The organism is Barrientosiimonas humi (assembly GCF_006716095.1).
Taxonomy (GTDB): Bacteria; Actinomycetota; Actinomycetes; order Actinomycetales; family Dermatophilaceae; genus Barrientosiimonas; species Barrientosiimonas humi.
This window is the reverse complement of the sequence record NZ_VFOK01000001.1, coordinates 169,316-189,397: the sequence shown is the minus strand read 5'-3', so window position 1 is coordinate 189,397 and position 20,082 is coordinate 169,316. Positions and strand designations below refer to the sequence as shown.

The 20,082-nt window shown below is 73.4% G+C and carries 16 protein-coding genes; 9 read left to right on the top strand and 7 right to left on the bottom strand.

Annotation, left to right across the window (positions count from 1 at the left end):
- Positions 1-58 precede the first annotated feature (58 nt).
- Positions 59-1,366, bottom strand: coding sequence for a geranylgeranyl reductase family protein (locus FB554_RS00880; RefSeq protein ID WP_142004214.1), 1,308 nt, complete (start codon positions 1,364-1,366; stop codon positions 59-61).
- 399 nt (positions 1,367-1,765) lie between these two features.
- On the opposite strand from FB554_RS00880, the gene FB554_RS00875 reads away from it, so the two are divergent.
- Positions 1,766-2,704, top strand: coding sequence for a hypothetical protein (locus FB554_RS00875; RefSeq protein ID WP_142004213.1), 939 nt, complete (start codon positions 1,766-1,768; stop codon positions 2,702-2,704).
- Positions 2,705-2,888: 184 nt separating this feature from the next.
- On the opposite strand, the gene FB554_RS00870 is transcribed toward FB554_RS00875, so the two are convergent.
- Positions 2,889-3,584 (bottom strand): demethylmenaquinone methyltransferase, encoded by a 696-nt coding sequence (locus FB554_RS00870; RefSeq protein ID WP_142004212.1) that lies wholly within the window; start codon positions 3,582-3,584, stop codon positions 2,889-2,891.
- 61 nt (positions 3,585-3,645) lie between these two features.
- Between FB554_RS00870 and FB554_RS00865 the strand changes: the two genes are divergently transcribed.
- From FB554_RS00865 to FB554_RS00855, 3 genes are read left to right on the top strand one after another with little or no spacing between them, the layout of a single operon-like run.
- A complete protein-coding gene (locus tag FB554_RS00865) occupies positions 3,646-4,926 on the top strand; it encodes an isochorismate synthase (protein WP_236022205.1) in 1,281 nt (426 codons plus the stop codon).
- Positions 4,926-5,381 carry a flavodoxin family protein gene (locus tag FB554_RS00860; protein ID WP_142004210.1) on the top strand — a complete coding sequence of 152 codons (456 nt, stop codon included), beginning with the start codon at positions 4,926-4,928 and terminating at the stop codon, positions 5,379-5,381. Before FB554_RS00865 ends, FB554_RS00860 begins: the two co-directional genes overlap by 1 nt.
- A gap of 51 nt (positions 5,382-5,432) precedes the next feature.
- Positions 5,433-6,695, top strand: coding sequence for a GNAT family N-acetyltransferase (locus FB554_RS00855; protein WP_142004209.1), 1,263 nt, complete (start codon positions 5,433-5,435; stop codon positions 6,693-6,695).
- A gap of 118 nt (positions 6,696-6,813) precedes the next feature.
- Here FB554_RS00855 and menD read toward each other — a convergent pair whose 3' ends face one another.
- Positions 6,814-8,595 (bottom strand): 2-succinyl-5-enolpyruvyl-6-hydroxy-3-cyclohexene-1-carboxylic-acid synthase, encoded by a 1,782-nt coding sequence (menD, locus tag FB554_RS00850; RefSeq protein WP_236022204.1) that lies wholly within the window; start codon positions 8,593-8,595, stop codon positions 6,814-6,816.
- Here menD and nagA point away from each other — a divergent pair.
- On the top strand, positions 8,594-9,511 hold the full coding sequence (gene nagA, locus FB554_RS00845) for an N-acetylglucosamine-6-phosphate deacetylase (RefSeq protein ID WP_142004208.1): 918 nt from the start codon (positions 8,594-8,596) through the stop codon (positions 9,509-9,511). The two genes, menD and nagA, sit on opposite strands and share 2 nt — an antisense overlap.
- Here nagA and FB554_RS00840 read toward each other — a convergent pair.
- Positions 9,492-9,965 carry a hypothetical protein gene (locus FB554_RS00840; protein ID WP_142004207.1) on the bottom strand — a complete coding sequence of 158 codons (474 nt, stop codon included), beginning with the start codon at positions 9,963-9,965 and terminating at the stop codon, positions 9,492-9,494. The genes nagA and FB554_RS00840 overlap by 20 nt on opposite strands.
- Positions 9,966-10,068: 103 nt before the next feature.
- Here FB554_RS00840 and FB554_RS00835 point away from each other — a divergent pair, with 103 nt between their 5' ends.
- Both FB554_RS00835 and FB554_RS00830 read left to right on the top strand, forming a co-directional pair.
- On the top strand, positions 10,069-10,674 hold the full coding sequence (locus tag FB554_RS00835) for a TetR/AcrR family transcriptional regulator (protein ID WP_142004206.1): 606 nt from the start codon (positions 10,069-10,071) through the stop codon (positions 10,672-10,674).
- Positions 10,671-11,276: a GNAT family N-acetyltransferase gene (locus tag FB554_RS00830; RefSeq protein WP_142004205.1), complete on the top strand. Its 606-nt coding sequence runs from the start codon at positions 10,671-10,673 to the stop codon at positions 11,274-11,276. Before FB554_RS00835 ends, FB554_RS00830 begins: the two co-directional genes overlap by 4 nt.
- An 87-nt stretch (positions 11,277-11,363) precedes the next feature.
- On the opposite strand, the gene FB554_RS00825 is transcribed toward FB554_RS00830, so the two are convergent.
- The 3 genes from FB554_RS00825 to FB554_RS00815 are packed head-to-tail and all read right to left on the bottom strand — an operon-like array spanning position 11,364 to position 15,402.
- Complete coding sequence (locus FB554_RS00825; protein WP_142004204.1) at positions 11,364-12,290, bottom strand: aldose 1-epimerase family protein; 927 nt, start codon at positions 12,288-12,290, stop codon at positions 11,364-11,366.
- Positions 12,287-13,948, bottom strand: coding sequence for an AMP-binding protein (locus FB554_RS00820; protein ID WP_142004203.1), 1,662 nt, complete (start codon positions 13,946-13,948; stop codon positions 12,287-12,289). The genes FB554_RS00825 and FB554_RS00820 overlap by 4 nt, the downstream gene beginning before the upstream one ends.
- 35 nt (positions 13,949-13,983) lie before the next feature.
- Entirely contained in the window at positions 13,984-15,402 is a 1,419-nt protein-coding gene (locus FB554_RS00815) for a hypothetical protein (protein ID WP_142004202.1), read from the bottom strand.
- Positions 15,403-15,522: 120 nt separating this feature from the next.
- Here FB554_RS00815 and FB554_RS00810 point away from each other — a divergent pair, with 120 nt between their 5' ends.
- Together FB554_RS00810 and FB554_RS00805 are read left to right on the top strand one after the other, a co-directional pair.
- Positions 15,523-17,748, top strand: a complete 2,226-nt coding sequence (locus FB554_RS00810) for a helicase-associated domain-containing protein (protein ID WP_142004201.1) — start codon at positions 15,523-15,525, stop codon at positions 17,746-17,748.
- Positions 17,749-17,910: 162 nt separating this feature from the next.
- Positions 17,911-19,791 carry a CocE/NonD family hydrolase gene (locus FB554_RS00805; protein WP_142004200.1) on the top strand — a complete coding sequence of 627 codons (1,881 nt, stop codon included), beginning with the start codon at positions 17,911-17,913 and terminating at the stop codon, positions 19,789-19,791.
- Positions 19,792-20,082 lie beyond the last annotated feature (291 nt).

The following is a 20,082-nucleotide window of genomic DNA, read 5'->3' as shown; positions in this document are numbered from 1 at the left end:
TTCCGTGCGCCGCGGGCGTGGCGCTGGTCCATCGTATTCACGGTGTACACCGGGTGGTTCACGCCGCGGGGGTGATCCGGGACATCGCGTTGAGCAGGCGGTCCCCGGCCGAACCGCCGTGCGGCTCGGACAGGTTGGCCATCACCTTGAGCAGGTAACGCATCATCGTCTCGCGCGGCAGGCCGTACTTCACCGCGAGGCGCATGACGTCAGGGTTGCCGATGACCTTGGCGAAGCCGCGGCCGAGCGTGAAGTAGCCGCCCAGGGCGTCCTTCATCACGCCGTTGTAGCCGAGCAGCACGCGCTCGCGCCCGGCGTCGTCGCCGCGGGCGAACGCCTGCGCCGCGACCTCGGCGGCGAGCCGGCCCGACTCCATGGCGTACGCGATGCCCTCGCCGTTGAACGGGTTCACCATGCCGCCGGAGTCGCCGACGAGCAGCAGGCCGTCGGCGTAGTGCGGCTGGCGGTTGAAGCCCATCGGCAGCGCCGCGCCGCGGATGGTGCCGACCATCGTCTGGTCGTTGTAGGTCCACTCGTCCGGCATCGTCGCGACCCAGCGCCGCATGACCTCCTTGTAGTCGGTCTTGCCGAACGCGCTGGAGGTGTTGAGGATGCCCAGGCCGACGTTGGAGGTGCCGTCGCCGACACCGAAGATCCAGCCGTAACCGGGCAGCAGGACGTCCTTGCCCTGGTCGTCCTTGGACCACAGCTCGAGCCAGGACTCGAGGTAGTCGTCGTCGTGCCGGGGGCTGGTGTAGTACGTGCGCACGGCCACGCCCATCGGGCGGTCCTCGCGCTTCTCGCGGCCCATCGCGAGCGACAACCGCGAGGAGTTGCCGTCGGCGGCGATGACCAGCGGCGCCGAGAACGTGCTCGTGGTGCCGGTGGCGCGGCCGTTCTCGTCGACGTCCTTGGCGGTCACGCCGGTGATGCGCCCCTGGGCGTCGCGGGTCGCGCCGGTGACGTTGGTGCGCTCGCGCAGCCGGGCGCCGTGCTTGACGGCGTGCTTGGCGAGGATGTCGTCGAAGTCCTGCCGGGTGCGCACCAGGCCGTAGGGCGGGAAGCTGGTGAGGTCGGGCCAGTCCAGCTGCAGCCGCATGCCGCCGCCGATGATGCGCAGCCCCTTGTTGCGGATCCAGCCGTCGTCCTCGGGCGTCGGGACGCCGAGGGTGATCAGCTCCTTGACCGCGCGCGGGGTGAGACCGTCGCCGCAGACCTTCTCGCGCGGGAAGCTGGTCTTCTCCAGCAGCAGGACGTCCAGACCTGCCATCGCCAGGTAGGCCGCTGCGGCCGAGCCGCCCGGACCTGCGCCGACGACGATGACATCGGCCTGGTGGTCGGGGGTGGCTCCGGTGGCCTCTGGCACGACTACTTCCTCGCGCTTGTGACTGCTTTCACGAACTCGACGAGTCTAGGACCGCCAGCTCCTGCGGCCCTACTAAGGAAACCCTTACCCTGCCGGCCTGCGTGAGGTGCGGAGGGCGTACGGCGGGCGGTAAGCCCCGATATCGGCCGCAGGTGCAGGCCCCCGAGGCCCCGGCACGTCACAACCCCCGATATCGGCCGCAGGTGCAGGCCCCCGAGGCCCCGGCACGTCACAACCCCCGATATCGGCCGCAGGTGCAGGCCCCCGAGGCCCCGGCACGTCACAACCCCCGATATCGGCCGATCTACGTCATCCACATGCGCGCGCGGGCGCGGCGGGTGTTCCACAGGTGCGGACGCGGAGGTTGGCCGGCACAGGCCTCGATCCCACGCTGCTTGCATGACGGGCGACACGTTCGACACCTCACAGCCGTTCACCACGGCGACCGCCAGAGCCGGCGGCATGCCGATGAGCCGTCTGCGGTCGCGCGATATTCGGCGTCTGCACCGCGGCGTGTTCATCGGAGCAGACGTCACCGTGGACCTGAAAGTGCGGTGCCGCGCCGCGCTGCTGTGCCTGCCCGACGATGCCCACATCAGTCACCACACCGCGGCGGAGCTGCTGGGGCTGTGGGTCGACCCTCATCCGGAGGTGCACGTGTGCCGCGCGGCGCCGCACCGGACGAACCGGCAAGGGGTCCGCGCCCACCAGTGCCAGTCGCATGGCGAGGGTCGCGCCGAAGACGCCGTCTGGATCCGCGACGGGCTGCCGCTGTCTGCGCCGACCACGGTGTTCCTCGAGCTCGCCGACACCCTGGACCTGGTGGCCCTCGTGACGCTGGGCGACTCGATCGTACGCATGGGCTGGGCGACTCCCGAGTCGTTGCGCGAGCTGTGCAGCACCTTCCGCGGGGACGGAGCGGTGCAGGCTCGAGAGGCTGCCGCCCTCGTGCGGGCCGGAGTCGACTCGCGGCCGGAATCTCGCCTGCGGTTGATCCTGGTGTTCGGCGGGCTGCCCGAGCCGACGGTCCAGCTCGAGGTGCGCGACGAGTCGGGCATCCTGCTCTTCCGCTTCGACCTGGGCTACCGCGAGTACCTGCTCGCGGCCGAGTACGACGGCGCAGGCCATCGGGCGAGTGACGAGCAGTGGGGCAAGGACCTGCAGCGGAGGGAGGTCGTCGCGACCGACGGGTGGCTCAGCACGGTCTTCCTCAAGGAGGACGTCTACCGCCAGCCGTCGCGCACGGTTCGCCGTGTTCACGACGCACTGCGCAGCCGCGGGTGGCGAGGGCAGCTGACGCCTCGGCCGGATTTCGCCCGGTACTTCCGCGACTACTGAGCACCGATCCCCCGATACCGGAGGTTGTGACGTCTCAGCGGCTCCGCAACCTGCAACTGCGGCCGATATCGGGGGTTGTGACGTCCCAGCGGCGCCGCAACCCGCAACTGCGGCCGACATCGGGGGTTGTGACGTCCCAGCGGCGCCGAAACCCGCAGCTGCGGCCGATATCGGGGGTTGTGGGTCAGGGGCGCTTGGTAGCGCGGTGGAGGGCGACGATGCCGCCGCTGAGGTCGCGCCACTGCGGGGTGGTCCAGCCGGCGGCGCGCAGGACGTCGGCGAGGCCGGCCTGGTCGGGCCAGGAGCTGATCGACTCGGCGAGATAGACGTACGACTCGGCGTTGGAGCCCACGCGGCGCGCGATGCGCGGGAGGGCGGCCATGAGGTACTCGGAGTAGACCTTGCGGAAGGCCGGGTTGGTCGGCGTCGAGAACTCGCAGATCACCACCGTGCCGCCCGGGCGGGTGACGCGCAGGAACTCGCGCAGCGCGCCCTCGGGGTCGACGACGTTGCGCAGCCCGAACGACATCGTCACCGCGTCGAAGGAGTTGTCGGCGAACGGCAGCTGCATCGCGTCGGCGGCGGTGAACGCGAGCGTCGGCTGCTGCTTCTTGCCCTGGCGCAGCATGCCGAGCGAGAAGTCGGCGGGTACGACCCGGGCACCGCGGTCGCGGAACGGCACCGAGCTGGTGCCGGTGCCCGCGGCGATGTCGAGGACCCGGTCGCCGGGCTGCGGGTCGACGGCGTCGAGGACCAACCGCCGCCAGCGCCGGTCCTGACCCAGGGAGAGCACGTCGTTGGTCAGGTCGTAGCGCGCCGCGACGTCGTCGAACATCCGGGCGACGTCGTGCGGACGCTTGTCGAGGCTGGCGCGGTTCATGGGGTCATCCTCGCGCAGGGCCACCGGGCGCCCTGAGCCGCTCCCCTTAGTCTGTTCCCTCGTGACGAGCGAACCGGTGCCCAGCGCAGCGCCCGCCCTGGTGGCGCGCACCGCCCTGCTGCCGCGGCCGGACGACCTGGTCGCGCTGCTGCCCGACGACGTCGCCGCCACCGATCTCGTGACCTGGCTGCGCGACGGTGACGGGCTGGTCGGGTGGGGTCGCGCCACGTCGGTCACCACCTCCGGACCCGACCGTTTCGCGCAGGCCGACCGGTGGTGGCACGAGGTGTGCGCCCAGTCGGTCGTGCGCGACGCCGTGCAGCTGCCGGGCACCGGCCCGGTGGCCTTCGGCTCGTTCTCGTTCGCCGACGAATCCGCTTACGGCGCAACGCTGGTCGTGCCGTCGGTCGTGGTCGGCCGGCGCGGCGGCACCAGCTGGGTCACGACGATCCGCACCGGCGCGACGCTCCCCCAGCAGCCGACCGTCGAGCCGCACCCCGCCCCGGCGGCGCCGGCCAAGCCCACGCTGCGCACCGGCGCCCTGGACCGCGAGCAGTGGAAGTCGGCCGTCGCCAAGGCGGTGAGCCGCATCCAGGGTGGCGACGTCGACAAGGTCGTGCTCGCGCGCGACGTCATCGCCGAGTGCGACGGGCCGGTCGACCTGCGCTGGCTGCTGACCCGCCTCGCCGGCGGCTACGCCAACACCTGGACGTTCGCCGTCGACGGCCTCGTCGGCGCCTCCCCCGAGATGCTCGTGCGCCGCGAGAAGGGCCTGGTCACCTCGCGCGTGCTGGCCGGCACCATCCGGCGCACCCGCGACGACGAGCACGACCTGGCCCTGGCCGCCAAGCTCGCCCGCTCGTCGAAGGACCTCGAGGAGCACGAGTACGCCGTCCGCTCGGTCGCGGACGCCCTTGCGCCGCACTGCCGTTCGATCAACGTGCCCGAGTCGCCGTTCGTGCTGCACCTGCCCAACGTCATGCACCTGGCCACCGACGTCGCGGGGGTGCTGACCGACGAGTCGTCGTCGCTGCGCCTCGCCGAGTCGCTGCACCCCTCCGCCGCCGTCTGCGGCACGCCGACCCCCGCCGCAGCGCGGGTGATCGGCGAGCTCGAGGAGATGGACCGTGGACGCTACGCCGGGCCGGTCGGTTGGATGGACGCCAGCGGCGACGGCGAGTGGGCGATCGCCCTGCGCTGTGGCGCACTCGACCGCGAAAACCCTTCGGCCGTACGCATTTTCGCCGGTTGCGGGATCGTGTCGGGTTCTGACCCGGCCGCCGAGCTCGCCGAGTCCGAGGCCAAGCTGCTGCCGATGCGCCACGCGCTCGGCGACGACTGATGCCGACGCTGCTCGTCCTGCACCACTCGCCGACACCCCTCCTGGACGACCTCCTGCAGTCGGTCCTGATCGGGGCGCGCGACCCCGACATCGAGGGCGTCGACGTGCAGGTCGTGCCGGCGCTCGAGGCCAGGGTCGAGCACTTCCTCGACGCGGACGCGACGCTGCTCGGCACCCCGGCCAACTTCGGCTACATGTCCGGTGCGCTGAAGCACGCCTTCGACAGCACGTACGACGACGTGCGCGGCCGCGTCGACGGGCGCCCGTTCTCGTTCTGGATCCACGGACGTACCGACACCACGGGGGCACGCCGCGCCGTCGAGTCGATCACGACCGGGCTGTCCTGGCGGCTCGCCGCGGAGCCGGTGGAGATCATCGGCAAGCCGGTCGCCGACGCCGACCGCGACCGCCTCACCGAGCTGGGCGGCACCCTCGCCGCGCTCCTGACGGCCTGACCCACGGAAACTCGGTTCTCGCCGGCGTCCGGCCCTGCTTGACTGCCACGCATGGCGATTCGCGTGGGTGTGGCCGACGACCCGGAGAAGTTCCTCGACACCGACCTGGTGGTCTGGTCGGACGGGCGCGGCCCGGACCCGACCGACGTGGTGCTGCGGGGCCTGACCCCCGACCAGCGCTTCGCCGCGACGGACGACGAGGCACCCGCCGCCCCGCTGTACGCCGGTGTCTACGGAGTCTTCCCCCTCACCCTCAGCATCCCCGGGCCCCGGCACACCGTCCGGCAGGTGTCGGTCGGCGGCCTGACGTGGGTGGGCGTGCATCCCGACCAGCGCCGCAAGGGCGTGCTGACCAGCATGATCCGCGACCACTTCGCCCGCGTCGCCGACACCGACTGGACCGGCATCTCGGCGCTGCACGCGAGCGAGCCGGTGATCTACGGCCGGTTCGGCTACGGCCTGGCCTCGCGCGAGTGCAAGGTGACCCTGGGGCGCGGCACGACGCTCGTGGCGCCGGGGCTCGACGAGGAGGCCGGGCGCGTGCGCACCGAGCTGGTCGACGCCGCCGCCGAGGGTGTCGTGGGGCGGGTGCGCGCCGCCACGCTCGCCGGCGCGGCCGTGGGGCACGGCGTCGTCACGCTGCCGGAGGACCTCTACGCCGCGTACGCCCACGAGCACCCGGACACCTTGCGCAACAAGGAGCCGCAGCGCGTCCTGCTCGCCACGCTCGACGGCGAGGACGTCGGGTCCGCCTGGTTCCGCCGCGAGCCGAAGTGGGAGAACGGTCAGCCGCAGGGCACGGTGAAGGTCATGCACGTCGTCGGCACCCCGGCCGCCCGGCTGGCCCTCGCGCGCCGCCTGGTCGAGCTGGACCTGATGGCCAAGGTCGAGATCTCCGGGTGCTCGCGCGACGACCTGCTCCAGCGCTGGGTGGGCCCCACGCGCGGCGTCGTCGACGGGGCGCTGGACAGCCTGTGGCTGCGGCTGGTCGACCTGCCGACGGCGATGGCCGCGCGCGGCTACTCCGGCGCGGCCGACCTGGTGCTCGAGGTCACCGACGACTTCCTGCCCGACCAGGGCGGTCGCTGGCGCCTGGTCGCCGACGAGGCGGGCAGCGGCCGCGTGGAGCGGGTCGACGCCGTCCCCGACGTCACGATCACGACCCAGCAGCTGGCCGGCGCCTACCTCGGCGACGGCAGCCTGCTGCGGCTGCTGCAGGCCGGCACGCTGCAGGAGCACCGCCAGGGCGCGGTGGCCCGGCTCGACGCGGCGCTGGCGATGCCGTTCGCGCCGGACGCCGCGACGGGCTTCTGACCCGACGAGGGCGTACGCACGGGGCTGGCTCTCCCCCATAACACCGCTCGGCCGCGCGGCCGGCTCAGCCTCGCCCCCACCCGGCCCAGCCGAGCGCGGGCCGAGCCGCGCGGCCGGCTCAGCCCGCGGAGGCGACGGCCTGCGCCGCGACCTCGCGCAGCCGCTCGCGCAGCGCACGCTGACCGACGCGGGGCAGCGCCACCTCGACGACCTGAATCCCCTTGCGAGGCTTGCGGATCCGGTCGGCGAGGTGGTCGGGCTCGGTGACCAGCTCGTGCTCGATGTCGTGCGCGACGCACAGGTCGGCGATGCGGGTGCCGGTGGGCGTGCCGAAGACCCGCTCGAACGGCTCCCCCAGGTCGGGACGCCCCGGCTCGAGCGTGCCGAAGATGCCGCCGCCGTCGTCGTTGATCACGACCACCGTCAGGTTCGGCCGCGGCTCGCCGGGCCCGATCAGCAGCGCGTTGGAGTCGTGCAGGAAGGTCAGGTCCCCCACGAGCGCGTACGTCTGCGCGGACGGTGTCGACAGCGCCAGCCCGATCGCGGAGCTCACCACACCATCGATGCCGGCGAGGCCCCGATTCCCTACGGCCAGAACGTTCTTCGCGATCCGAGCCGGGTTGCGGCCGATGTCGAGGTCGCGCGCGGTGTTGGACGACCCGACGTAGATCGCCGACCCGGCCGGCGCGTTGTAGGCGACGGTCGCCGCGATCGCGGGCCCGCTCGGCCACGAGTCCCGGATCACCGGGTCGACCGCTCCGGCAAGGGCCGCACCGGCCTTGCGCCAGCGCGAGGCCCAGGCGCGGTCGACGCAGTTGGACACGGCCTCGTGGCTGCGGGCGATGTCTGACCAGTCGTGCACCCGGCGTACGACATGGCCCGCGTCGGCCCAGGTGGTCAGCGGCGTGACGATCTCGACGCTCACCGCGGGGTTGCCGAGCAGGCGCTGCACGTCGCGCGCGAGCGTGACCCGGCCGCCGACGATCACCCGCTCGGGGAGGTTGTCGGCCAGCCAGTCGCTCGCCCCGAGGATCAGCGGCCCGTGCGGCGTCACCCGGCCGCGGTGGTATCGCCCGAACGGCTCGGCCACCAGCGGCCAGCCGGCGGCGTCGGCGAGCTCGGCCAGCTCGGCGGCGAGGTCGGGCGAGGGCAGGTCGCCCAGGAGCACGAGGGTGCGCGGCACGGGCGCGATGCCCGGCCCGGTCGAGACGCCGGGGTGGCTGTCGGGCGCGCGCAGCTCGAGCCAGGGTGCGCCGCGCTCGCGGCCGTCGAGCGGCTCGGGCCACTCGGCGTCGTCCTCGGTCGGCACGAGCGGGTCGCGCAGCGGCACGTTGAGGTGGACCGGCCCGGCGTCTCCGCTCGGCAGCCCGCGGCTCTCGGCGATGGCGCGGCCGACGACGCTGCGCCAGGTGGTGTTCTGCCCGGGGCGCACCTCGGGGGTGGCGGTCTCGTGGTACCACCGGCACGCCGCCCCGTAGAGCTTCACCTGGTCGGTGGTCTGGTTGGCGCCGGTGCCGCGCAGCTCGGAGGGCCGGTCGGCGGTGATGACGATCATCGGCACCGAGGCCTGCGCGCTCTCGAGCACGGCGGGGTGCAGGTTGGCGGCGGCGGTCCCGCTGGTGGTGACGACCGGGACGGGCACGCGGGTCACCTTGGCCAGGCCGAGGGCGAGGAAGCCCGCGGCTCGCTCGTCGACCCGCACGTGCAGCCGCAGCCGGCCCGCGCGGTCGGCCTCGTAGGCGGCGTACGCCAGGGGTGCCGAGCGCGACCCGGGGCAGAGCACGAGGTCGCGCACCCCGTGCCGCACGAGCTCGTCGACGAGCACGGTCGCCAGCGCCATCGAAGGATTCACCCGGTCAATCCTGCCCCACGCCCGCACGTCGGGCAGACTCGCCGTCATGCCTGACCCCCTGCCCGAGCCGGCGCCCGCGGGCCTGGTCGACATTCACTGCCACGGTGGGGCCGGGGGCGACTTCGCCTCGGCCGACCCCGAGCAGATCCGGGCGGCCGCCGCGTTCCACGCCGCGCACGGCACGGGCCGGATGCTGGCCTCGCTGGTCACCGCGCCCGAGGACGACCTGGTGCGTCAGATCGAGGTGCTGGCCCAGGTCGTCGAGGCGGGGGACACGGTGGTCGGGGGCATCCACCTGGAGGGGCCGTTCCTGTCCGAGCCGCGCTGCGGGGCGCAGAACCCGGCTTTCCTGCAGCCGCCGTCGGTGGCAGCGCTGCACCGCTGGGTCGACGCCGGCCGGGGGCACGTGCGGATGATCACCCTCGCGCCCGAGCTGCCGGGGGCGCTGGACGTGGTCGCGGCCGCGGTGGACCGGGGCGTCGTCGTCGCCGTCGGCCACACCGACGCGACGTACGACCAGTGTTCCCAGGCCTTTTCGCGCGGTGCGACCGTCGCGACCCACCTGTTCAACGGCATGCGCCCGCTGCACCACCGCGACCCCGGGCCGGTGGGCGCGGCGCTCGACCACGGCGTCTGGTGCGAGCTGATCGCCGACGGGGAGCACCTGCACGACGCCACCCTGCGCCTCGTCGCCCGGCTGCGCCCCGACCGCGCCGTGCTGGTGACCGACGCGATGAGCGCGGCGGGCCTCCCCGACGGTGCGTACGCCCTCGGCGGCCAGGCGGTGACCGTCGCCGCCGGCGCGGCGCGGCTGAGCGAGGGCGGCTCGCTGGCCGGGTCGACGCTCACCATGCGCGGGGCGGTCGAGCACGCGCTGGCAGCTGGCGTCGAGCCGGACACGGTGCGACGCATGGCCCGCGAGAACCCTGCAGCCGCAGTGGGTCTCACGCTCCCACCAGGTTGACGCCGGCTCGGGCGAGCAGCGCGAACCCGACGCCCCAGAGGATGATCGAGACGACCTGCCAGCCGATCACCGACCGGGTGCGCGCGCCCGCCGCGACCAGCGCGGCCGAGGAGATCTGGCTCGGGAGGAGCGTCTGCCCCAGCAGGCTCACCCCCGGCACGCCGAACCGGTCGAGCATGCGCATGACGCGCTGCCTCTTCGGCGTCATCGTGGCGGGGTCCTGCACGCCGCGGCGCTGCCGGATCCGGTCCGCGGTGAGCACGAACGCCAGCATCGAGACGACGTTGCCGGCGACGGCGGCCGCTACAGCCACCACCGGGTTGAGCCCGGCCACGACACCGATGGCCGACCCGAAGTAGCTCTCGACGAACGGGATGGCGCCGCCCAGGGCGACCCCCAGCCACTGCAGCAGCGGCGGGAGCCCCTCGGTGAACTCGCGAACGGTGTCGATCATCGGATGCTCCCTGTCTGTGACCTGGTGGGCTAGTACGGTGTGCTAGTCCCTGGTGGGAGCAAACTAGCACGGCGTACTAGTACGGCGTACCAAAGGCGGAAAGATGGCAGGAACGGACCGACGGCAGCAGATCATCAAGGCTGCCGCGCAGCTGGCCGTCGAGGGCGGCATCGACTCGGTCAGCGTGCGTGCGGTGGCCGCCCGCGCGGGCATCGGCGCCAGCACCCTGCGGCACTACTTCCCCACCCAGGCCGCGCTCTACGACGCCGTCCTCGAGCCGGCCCTGGACCTGCTGGTGTCCGACAAGCGCATCGGCGACCGGCGCGTGCGACCGCAGCGACGGCTCACCGAGTGCCTGATGCAGTTCCTGCCGGGCGGGCAGGAGGGCCACCTCGCCGGCATGTCGAACGAGCAGGCGCTGGACCAGTGGTTCGGGCTCTACGTCACCGCGCTCGGACCGCAGCGCACCGAGGGCGGGCGCGCCGCGCTCACCTGGCTCACCACCCGCCTCAGCGGGAGCGTGCGCGGGTGGCTGACCACTCTCGACGAGGAGGGGGTGCTCGCGGTGCCCGTCGAGGACGCCCTGCGCCTGCTGCTGGCGGTCGTGGACGGCATCTGCCTGCAGGTCATGACCCCCGACGGCCCGCTGCGCGTCGATAGTGTCGAGCCGACCCTGTCCCTGGCCGTGGAGCGAGTGATCGCCGGATGACCGAGACCGCGCGACCGCAGATCCGACCCGAGCAGCCGGCCGACCTCGACGCCGTGCTCGACGTCATCCGTGCCGCCTTCGCCGGCGAGGGCGAGCAGGTGGCGGCGATCTGGCGCGAGATCGCGGCCGGCGCCGTCCCGCACGCCGGCCTGGTGGCCGTCGTCGACGACCGGGTGGTGGGCCACGTCGGGCTGAGCCACGGCTGGCTCGACGCGCGCCGCGCGCTGGTCGACATCACCGTGCTCAGCCCACTGTCGGTGCTGCCCGACCTGCAGTCCACAGGCATCGGCACGGCCCTGCTGGGCGCCGCGGTCGAACGCGCCCGAACGATGAGTCCCCTTCTCGTGCTTGAGGGTTCGCCGGCGTACTACGGCCCCCGCGGCTTCGCACCGGGCAGCGCGCACGGGGTGAGACCCGCGAGCGACCGTACGCCCGCCCCGGCCTGCCAGGTCGTGCTCGGCGAGGGCTACGAGGAGTGGATGACCGGCCGCGTCGTCTATCGCGAGGTGTGGTGGCGCCACGACGCCGCCGGCCTGCGCGACCCCGAGCTGGCGCAGATCGAGCAGGCGCTGGGCGTCACGCCGCCCATGGTGGTCGAGTAGGCCGGAGCGCAGCGGAGGCCGTATCGAGACCCCCTGCGCCGGGTCTCGATACGCGCTCGTTCCTCGCGCTACTCGACCCGCTTTGCGTCAGTCGGTCAGCGGGGACGGGCGGATGCCCCAGGGGGCCGACCAGGTCTGGTCAGGTTCCAGCACGACCAGGTGGTCGCCGGTGGCAAGGGCGTTGGCGGGGCAGGTCATCGGCTCGACGGCCACGCCGGTGGTGCGCTGCTTGTCCTCCGGCAGCGTGTCGCCGGTGAAGACCTGCACGAACGGGTAGGCCTCGGCGTCGGCCCACACGGTCGCGCGACGCTCGCCCCTCGCAAGCACGACCTCCCACCGGCCGTGGTCGCCCGGCGTCAGGTCGGTGAACGCGTGGTCGAGCACGGTGGCGCCGAGCTCGCGCGGCGAGCGCAGGTCGAGGTCGCCCGCCACCGGCGAGCTGCCGGTCGGGATCAGCCGGTCGTCCACGTCGAGCACCGTGCTCGCCGGGACGGTGAGCGTCACCTCGTCGACCCTCGCCTCCCCCACCGTGAGATAGGGGTGGGCGCCGAAGCCGAACGGCGCGCGGCCGTCTCCGACGTTGGTCGCCTCGGGCGTGACCGTGAGGCCGTCGTCGCCGAGCTCGTAGCGCACCCGCAGCTGCAGCGGATAGTCCCAACCCTGTTGCGGCATAAGGGAGTACGCCACCACGAGCACCGACGCCTCGTGCACCTCGAGGTCCCACAGCGCCCAGCGGACGAGCCCGTGCGAGGCGTTCGCCCGGGCCGGCTCGGTGAGGGCGAGCTGCTGGTCGCGCCCGGCGAAGGCGTACTTCCCGTCGCGGACGCGGTTGGGCCACGGCACGAGCAGCTGGCCGCGCCCGGCGTCGGCCTTGGCCGACACGGGATAACCGGAGACGACGGGGCGGTCGCCGACGGCGTACTCGCGGATGCCACCGCCCACCTGGACGACGGTGAGCCGCTGGTCGCCGTGGTGGATGCTCCACTGCTCCCCGCTGGGGGCGACGGCGCTCACCGGCCCGCCAGGATGTCGCCGGCGCGCTCGCGCATCTCGACCTTGCGCACCTTGCCGGTGACGGTCATCGGGAACTCGTCGGTGACGTGAACGTACTTCGGGATCTTGTAGTGCGCGAGCTTGCCGGTCGCGAACTCCTTGACGGCGGCGGCGTCGAGCGGCTGCTCGCCCGGGCGCATGATGATCCAGGCCATGAGCTCCTCGCCGTACTTCTCGTCGGGGACCCCGATGACCTGCACGTCCGCGATGGCCGGGTGGGTGTAGAGGAACTCCTCGATCTCGCGGGGGTAGACGTTCTCGCCGCCGCGGATGACCAGGTCCTTGATGCGGCCGACGATCGCGAGGTAGCCGTCCTCGTCCATCTCGGCGAGGTCGCCGGTGTGCATCCAGCGCGCCCGGTCGATGGCCTCGGCCGTCTTGTCGTCCTGCTCCCAGTAGCCCAGCATCACCGAGTAGCCGCGGGTGCACAGCTCGCCCGTCTCGCCGCGCCCGACGGGCAGGCCGGTGGCCGGGTCGACGACCTCGACCTCGAGGTGCGGCATGACCCGCCCGACCGTCTCGGTGCGCCGGCGCAGGTCGTCGTCGACGCGCGTCATGGTCGACACCGGGGAGGTCTCGGTCATGCCGTAGCAGATCGCCACCTCGCCCATGTTCATCTCGGCGACCACCCGTTTCATCACCTCGACCGGGCAGGGCGAGCCGGCCATGATCCCGGTGCGCAGCGTGGACAGGTCGTAGCTCGAGAAGTCGTCGAGGCCGAGCTCGGCGATGAACATCGTGGGGACGCCGTAGAGCGACGTGCAGCGTTCTGCCGCAACGGTTTCCAGCGTTGCCGCGGGGTCGAAGGCGGGCGCCGGGATCACCATGCAGGAGCCGTGGCTGGTGCACGCGAGGTTGCCCATGACCATGCCGAAGCAGTGATAGAAGGGCACCGGGATGCACACCCGGTCGGCCTCGGTGTAGCCGATGAGCTCGCCCACGAAGAAGCCGTTGTTGAGGATGTTGTGGTGCGACAGCGTCGCGCCCTTGGGGAAGCCCGTGGTGCCCGAGGTGTACTGGATGTTGATCGGGTCGTCCGGTGCCAGCTCGGCCGTGCGGGCGTCGAGGTCGGCGTCGCTGACGTCACGCCCACCGTCGACCATCGCCTGCCAGGAGTCGTCGCCGGTGCGCGGCGCCTCCCCCACCGACACGTAGTAGACCTCGCGCAGCTCGGGCGTCTCGCCGCGCACCTCCTCCACCATCGCGGCGTACTCGCTCGACCGGTGCCGCACCGCGCTGACGAGAGTGCGCATGCCCGACTGGCGGACGACGTACTGCAGCTCGTGGGCGCGGTAGGCCGGGTTGACGTTGACGAGCACGGCGCCGACGCGGGCGGTGGCGTACTGCAGGAGCGTCCACTCGGGGCAGTTCGGCGCCCAGATGCCGACGCGGTCGCCCTTGGCGATCCCGAGCGCGAGCAACCCCTTCGCGACGGCGTCGACGTCGGCCGCGAGCTCGGCATAGCTCCATCGCCGGCCGCTGGTGCGGTCGACCATCGCGTCGCGGTCGCCGTGCTGGGCCACGGTGCGCGCCAGGTTGCCCGGGATCGTGTCGCCCAGCAGCGGCACGTCGGAGATGCCGGACGTGTACGACGGGGTCGGGACAGGTGCATCAGGCATGGCGTCCTCCACGGCGAGGGGTCGGTGAGCCCACCCTAGGAGCGCTGCGGGGGCTGCGCACCGGATGACGGCACACCAGGTGGGGGCGGGCCGGGTGGCGGCGGGCCGGGTGGCAGGGGGCCGGGTGGCGGCCGGGGCGACGGGGGCACGTCCGGCTCGCCGGACCGGCCGACGACGAGGCTGGCGACGAACACGCCCACCGAGAGCACCAGGGAGGTGACGCCCTGCGCCAAGTAATCGATGCTCATGATCGCCAGCACGAAGGTGAAGGCCAGGACGCCGATGCCGCCCAAGGCGGCGACCCCCGCAGCCGTACTCCACGACCAGCGACGCCGGACGCCCGCGAGCACAACCAGGACGAGGCTGTAGGCCAGCAGGGTGATGGGCAGGAACACGAGGCTGCTGACCCAGGACGGACCGGACAACCTGGTGGGGCGGCAGTCGATCACCGCCACGCGGCTCCAGGTGCCGTCCGGTGCGCGACGCAGCAGGCCCTCGCTGTTCGCGCTGACCAGAACGACCGGACCGGCACCCGTCCGGGCGATCGCGACGCGGTCGAGCTCGAAGCGGTTCGCGTCACCGTTGCACCTGCCGTTGTTGCGCAGGGCGAGGCGACGCTCCTGCTCCGAGGTGAACGCGAAGGTCGTACGCCACGGGTCGCTCTCGCGCGCCCGGTGCTCCACGAGTCGCCCGCCGTCCACGCGGAAGCAGCCGACGTCCGGCGCGCAGGCCTGCCGGGTCGCGGGGGCCCCGCCGGGCGCGGCCGTCGGCTCGCGCTCGGTCCAGGTCGCACCGGCATCGCCGCTGACCGCCCACTGACCCGACTCCCACGGCTGACGGGTCGAGGACGGCGCGGCGGAGAGCAGCCCGGCCGTCCCGGACGACGTCGCACCCGGTGGTGCGGGCGCCGTCGTCGGCGCCGCGCTGGTCTGCTCGCCGACGATCACGCCGTTCTGCTGGACCCACACCTGGTTGCCGTTGACGCGCAGGTCGGTCAGCAGCGGCGCCTGGGCACAGCTCGTCGCAGTGACGGCCAGCACCGCCAACACCACGGCGGGAATCGCGAGCAGGCTGCGCGGGCGCTCGGGGAGTGCCGCACCGCCCGCCGCCAGGGTGCGCCGCAGCACCGCCGTGGACGGGACCAGGGCGAGCAGCGCGACGAGGTCGGTGGGGTCGCGCAGCGTCGCGCCACCGAGCACCGGCGCCGCCAGCTCGGCCACGCCGGGGACCGTCTTGAGCGCTGCGAACGCCAGCGCCACCACGACCGACGACGCGGCGGGCCGGCGCGTCACGACGCCGAGCGACCAGGCCAGCAGCACCACGCCCGCGACGTCGCTGAGCTTGCCGACGACCGGGCCACCGACGTACGTCTTGAGCAGCTGGTCGTTGACGGCGAGCAGAGCGACCGCTCCGGTGAAGACCGGGTGGACCATCAGCTGCGAGCGTGCCCCCACGGGGGCAGCGTGGCGCGGGGCTGACCGGGGGCGCCGGGTTGTCGACGAACCGTTGCCGGATCGTGCCCATCGGCCCGGCGGTGCTCGGGTCGTCCGCACGCGCGGTCTTAGGCTGTTGCGGTGCCCAGCCCTGCTCGCAGCTTCGCCGACGACGTTCGCGCGCGCGACGACGCCGAGCTCGCCCGCCTCGTCCGGCTGCGGCCCGACCTCGCGCGTCCCGCCCCCGCCAACCTCAGCGCCCTCGCGGCCCGCGCCGCGACCGTGCCGAGCACCCGGCGCGCCCTCGAACAGCTGGATGCCGGGCTGCTGCACGTGCTCGAGTCCGTGCTCGTGGCAGGCGCGTCCGGCCCCGCCGCGGCCGCGCTGCTCGGCACCGACGAGGCCACGCTCGCGGCTCCCCTCGACGAGCTCTGGGGTCGCGGCCTGGTGTGGCGCTCGCCGGAGGGGATGCGCCCCGCCCGCGCGGTCGGCGAGACCCTCACCCACCCGGCCGGGCTCGGGCCGGTGGCGGCCGAGCTCGGCGTGCGCCCACCCGCCGACGTCGGCGCGGCGGTCAGCGGGTTGAGCGACGCCGCCCGGCGGGTGCTCGACCGGCTGCGCTGGGGCGTGCCGCGGGCGTCGTTCGAGGGGGCCGCGCTGACGGCCGCCCGGGACGAGCTGGTCACCGCCGGCCTCATGGCTCGTCTCGACGGCGCCGACGCGGTCGTGCCGCGCGAGGTCGGCATCGCGCTGCGCGGCGGCGTGCTGCACGAGAACCCTTTGCTGCCACCGGATTCCGCAGACCTGACCACGCTCACCACGGCCGACATCGACGCCTCCGCGGGCGCCGAGGCGCTCGAGCTGCTCGACCAGGTCGAGGAGGTCGCGCGCGCCTGGGAGGGCGACCCGCCGCGGGTGCTGCGGTCGGGCGGGCTGTCGGTCAAGGACCACAAGGCCGTCGCGACCCGGCTCGACTCGGGACTCGACCGAGCAGCATTCGTCGTCGAGATCGCTGCAGCTGCAGGGCTTCTCGCGTCCGACGGCGAGCTGGACCCGTCATGGCTGCCCACCCCGGCGTACGACGACTGGCGCGCCCGCGAGCCCGGTCGCCGGTGGGCGGACCTCGCCGTCGCGTGGTGGAGCACGGTGCGGGCGCCGTCGCTCGTGGGTGAACGGCTCGAGGGCCGGTCGGTCGTGAACGTGCTCAGCGAGCAGGCGGCCTGGCCGTTGCTGCGCACCCGGCGGCACGACGTCGTGGCGGTGCTCGCGGGGCTGCCTGCCGGTGCGGCGCCGCGGCTGGCAGACGTCGAGGAACGCTTGCGGTGGATGCGGCCGTTGCGGCTGCCCTCCGGTGCGCCCACGCAGGTCGCCACCGTGCTGCAGGAGGCCGCCTGGCTGGGGGTGACCGGTCGCGGCGCGCTGAGCGCGGTCGGCCGCGGGCTGCACGACGGCCTGGACCCGGCCGACCTGGGCCGGGTCGCGGCCGCGCACCTGCCCGAACCCGTCGACCACGTGCTCGTGCAGGCCGACCTCACCGCCATCGCACCAGGCCCGCTCACCGACGACCTGGGACGTCTCATGCGACTCGCCGCAGACGTCGAGTCTCGTGGCGGCGCAACGGTTTTCCGCTTCACTCCCGGGAGCGTCCGGCGTGCGCTGGACAGCGGCCTCGCCGGCGCCGACCTGCTCGACCAGCTCGGGGCGGCGTCGCGCACGCCGCTCCCCCAGCCGCTGTCGTACCTCGTCGCCGACGTCGCCCGGCGGCACGGTCAGGCGCGCGTCGGGTCGGTCGGGTGCTACGTGCGCAGCGAGGACGAGACGGCGCTCAGCGCCATGCTCGCCGACCGCGAGCTCGCACCGCTGCAGCTGCGCCGCATCGCGCCGACGGTGCTGGTCTCCCCGGCGCCGGCCGCGACCGCGATGGAGCTGCTGCGCGCGCACTCGCCCGTCGCGGAGACCTCCGACGGCGGGCTCGTGCTCGCCGGCCGCACCGCGCGGCGGGCAACCGGTCGCGGGTCCAGCGCCGCCCGCCCGGTCACGGTCGATCCGGTCGACGAGACGGTCGCTGCCGACCTCGTCGCCCGGCTGCGCCAGCACGAGACCGAGGCGGCCGAGCGCCGCGAGACCCAGCAGGGGCCGCAGATCCCGCACACCGACGCCACCGTCGCCGTCACGATGCTGGCCGATGCCGCCGCCGACCACGCCGCCGTGTGGCTGGGATACGTCGACGAGACCGGGGACGTACGTCGGGCGCTGTTCCGCCCCGAGCGCGTCAACGGCGGGCGGGTCGTCGGCAGCATCGAGGGCTCGGCCAGCCGCCGCACCCTTCCGATCCACCGGATCACCGGCGTCGCGCCGGTCGAGTAGCGGGGCGACCCACCGGTAACCCCGGACCCCGAATCCCGTTGCCGCTGAACCGCCTCCGGGCGCGCACGCCGGGCTAGTTTCCAAAGATCGGGCGCGGTTCGCTCCGCACGCGCGAACCGCGTCCGACCGCCCGCACTGCCTGCGCACCACGAGGAGATCCGCATGCTCAGCCGACGACTGCTCGCCTCCGGCACGGCCCTGGCCGCGGCCGGCGCCATGTCCGCGGGGGCATACCCCCTGCCCGCCACGGCGAGCCCGAGCACCCCCACCGAGAGCCGGACCGCTCCGGGCGTCACGCACGAGGAGAACGAGCGGGTCCCCGAGGGCGCGGCCTGGACCGAGGAGTACTTCCCGTCCAAGGGCGCCGAGCTGCACGCCGACGTGCTGCGGCCGGCCAACCTGCCCGCCGACGCGAAGACCCCGGTCATCCTGTCCGTCGGTCCCTACTTCAGCCACGCGGGGCAGACGGGTGACGACGGGTTCACGCGCACCGGACCGTCCGAGCGGTTCAACGACCTGATCGACGGCGCCGAGCTGATGAAGCGCGGCTACACCGTGGTGCTCGTCGACCTGCGCGGGTTCGGCGGCAGCACCGGCTGCCTCGACTGGGTCGGGCCCGGCGAGCAGGCCGACGTGGCGGCCGCGATCGCGTGGACCCGCAACCAGCCGTGGTCCACCGGCAAGGTCGGGATGTACGGCAAGTCCTACGACGCCTCGACCGGCCTCGTCGGCGCGAACCTCGGCGACCAGGGCCCCGACGCGGTGGTCGCGCAGGAGCCGGTGTGGGACATGTACAACTACCTGTTCAACAACGGGGTCCGCCGCTACAACCACCTGGGCACGCCGCGGGCGTACAACTCGATCGCCACCATCGCGCCGATGGCCGACGACTCCTCGCGCTACAAGGCGAACGCGACCTACGAGACGCGCAACCCGCAGTGCCTGAGCGACAACCTCACCGATACCCAGGACCCGGACCCGCAGTCGGCGTACTGGCGCGCACGAGACCTCGCGACGCAGGCCAAGGGGTCACGGGTGCCGCTGTTCGTCACGCAGGGGACCGTCGAGGACAACACCAAGCCGGAGGACTTCCAGCAGTACCTCGACAACCACGCCGGCCCGCAGCGCGGCTGGATCGGACCGTGGGAGCACGTGCGCGGCAACGACGTCAACGACGCCGGCGTGCTCAAGATGGGCCGCCCCGGCTGGTTCACCGAGGTGATGGCGTTCTACGACCGCTATCTGAAGGGCGACCGGTCCACCAACCCGTTCCCGGCGTACGCCGTCCAGGACAATCGCGGGACGTGGCGCGCTGAGGAGTCGTGGCCGAACGTGACTGGGCGGCAACAGGTTTCGCTGGCCAAGGGCAGCTACACCGACACCGGGGACGCGGGCAGCTTCAACCCGGGTGCGAGCTCGGGGTCGGGGAAGGGGTCGGGCAAGGGGCCAGGCTCGCGGCCGGACGACGGGTCGCGCGGGCGGGCGCCGCAGGGCCGGTTCGACATGGAGAACCTGCGGGCGCCCAAGCCGAGCAGGGCGGCGGCGCGCAAGCTGTCGCAGGCGGTGCCGGGCTCGTCGCTGACCACGTACTCCGCGCCGGTCGCTCGCGCGGTCCGGCTCACCGGCACGCCGCAGATCACGGTCAACACCAAGGGCAGCGGAAACGTGGTCGGTGAGCTGTGGGACGTCGCACCCGACGGCACCGCCGTGCAGGTCAACGACATGATCTCCGTGCTCGCCCGCAACGGACGCACCACGCTCACGCTGCGCTCGATGGACTGGACGCTCGAGCCCGGCCACCGGCTCGCGGTCCGCGTCGGCACGAACTTCGACGACGGCTACTGGCTGCCGAGCTCGAGCGGGCAGAAGGTGACCGTGCAGGCGGCGAAGCTGAGCCTCGACCTGCAGAACCCGGCGTACGACCGGCGCACCTACGGCGCCCGCGCCCCCTGGCTGGACGTCTACACGCGCTACTACACCGCGGAGGGCACGGTCGCGCCCGGGCAGGGCAGCTTCACCATCCGGGTGCCGCAGGCGCGCTGAGCACTGCGGCGGTCGGCGCTCCAGGCCAGGGCGGGCGGTTCGGGGTGGCCTTACGCCGCCCGCCCTGACCTGTGCCACGGCCCCTTTACTCTGGGGCACGTGGTGCGCCACCGGCCGGCACCGCGGTCCTCCGCGCAAGCGTGCGCACGCTCCGGCGGAGGACCGCTGCCCCGAGCGCCCCACCGCACCCCTCGACGGTGGACCGCGACGTCGTACGCACGCACCGCGCACGCTCCGGCGGACAACCGCCTCCCCGAGCGCCCCACCGCACGCTCCGGCGGACAACCGCAA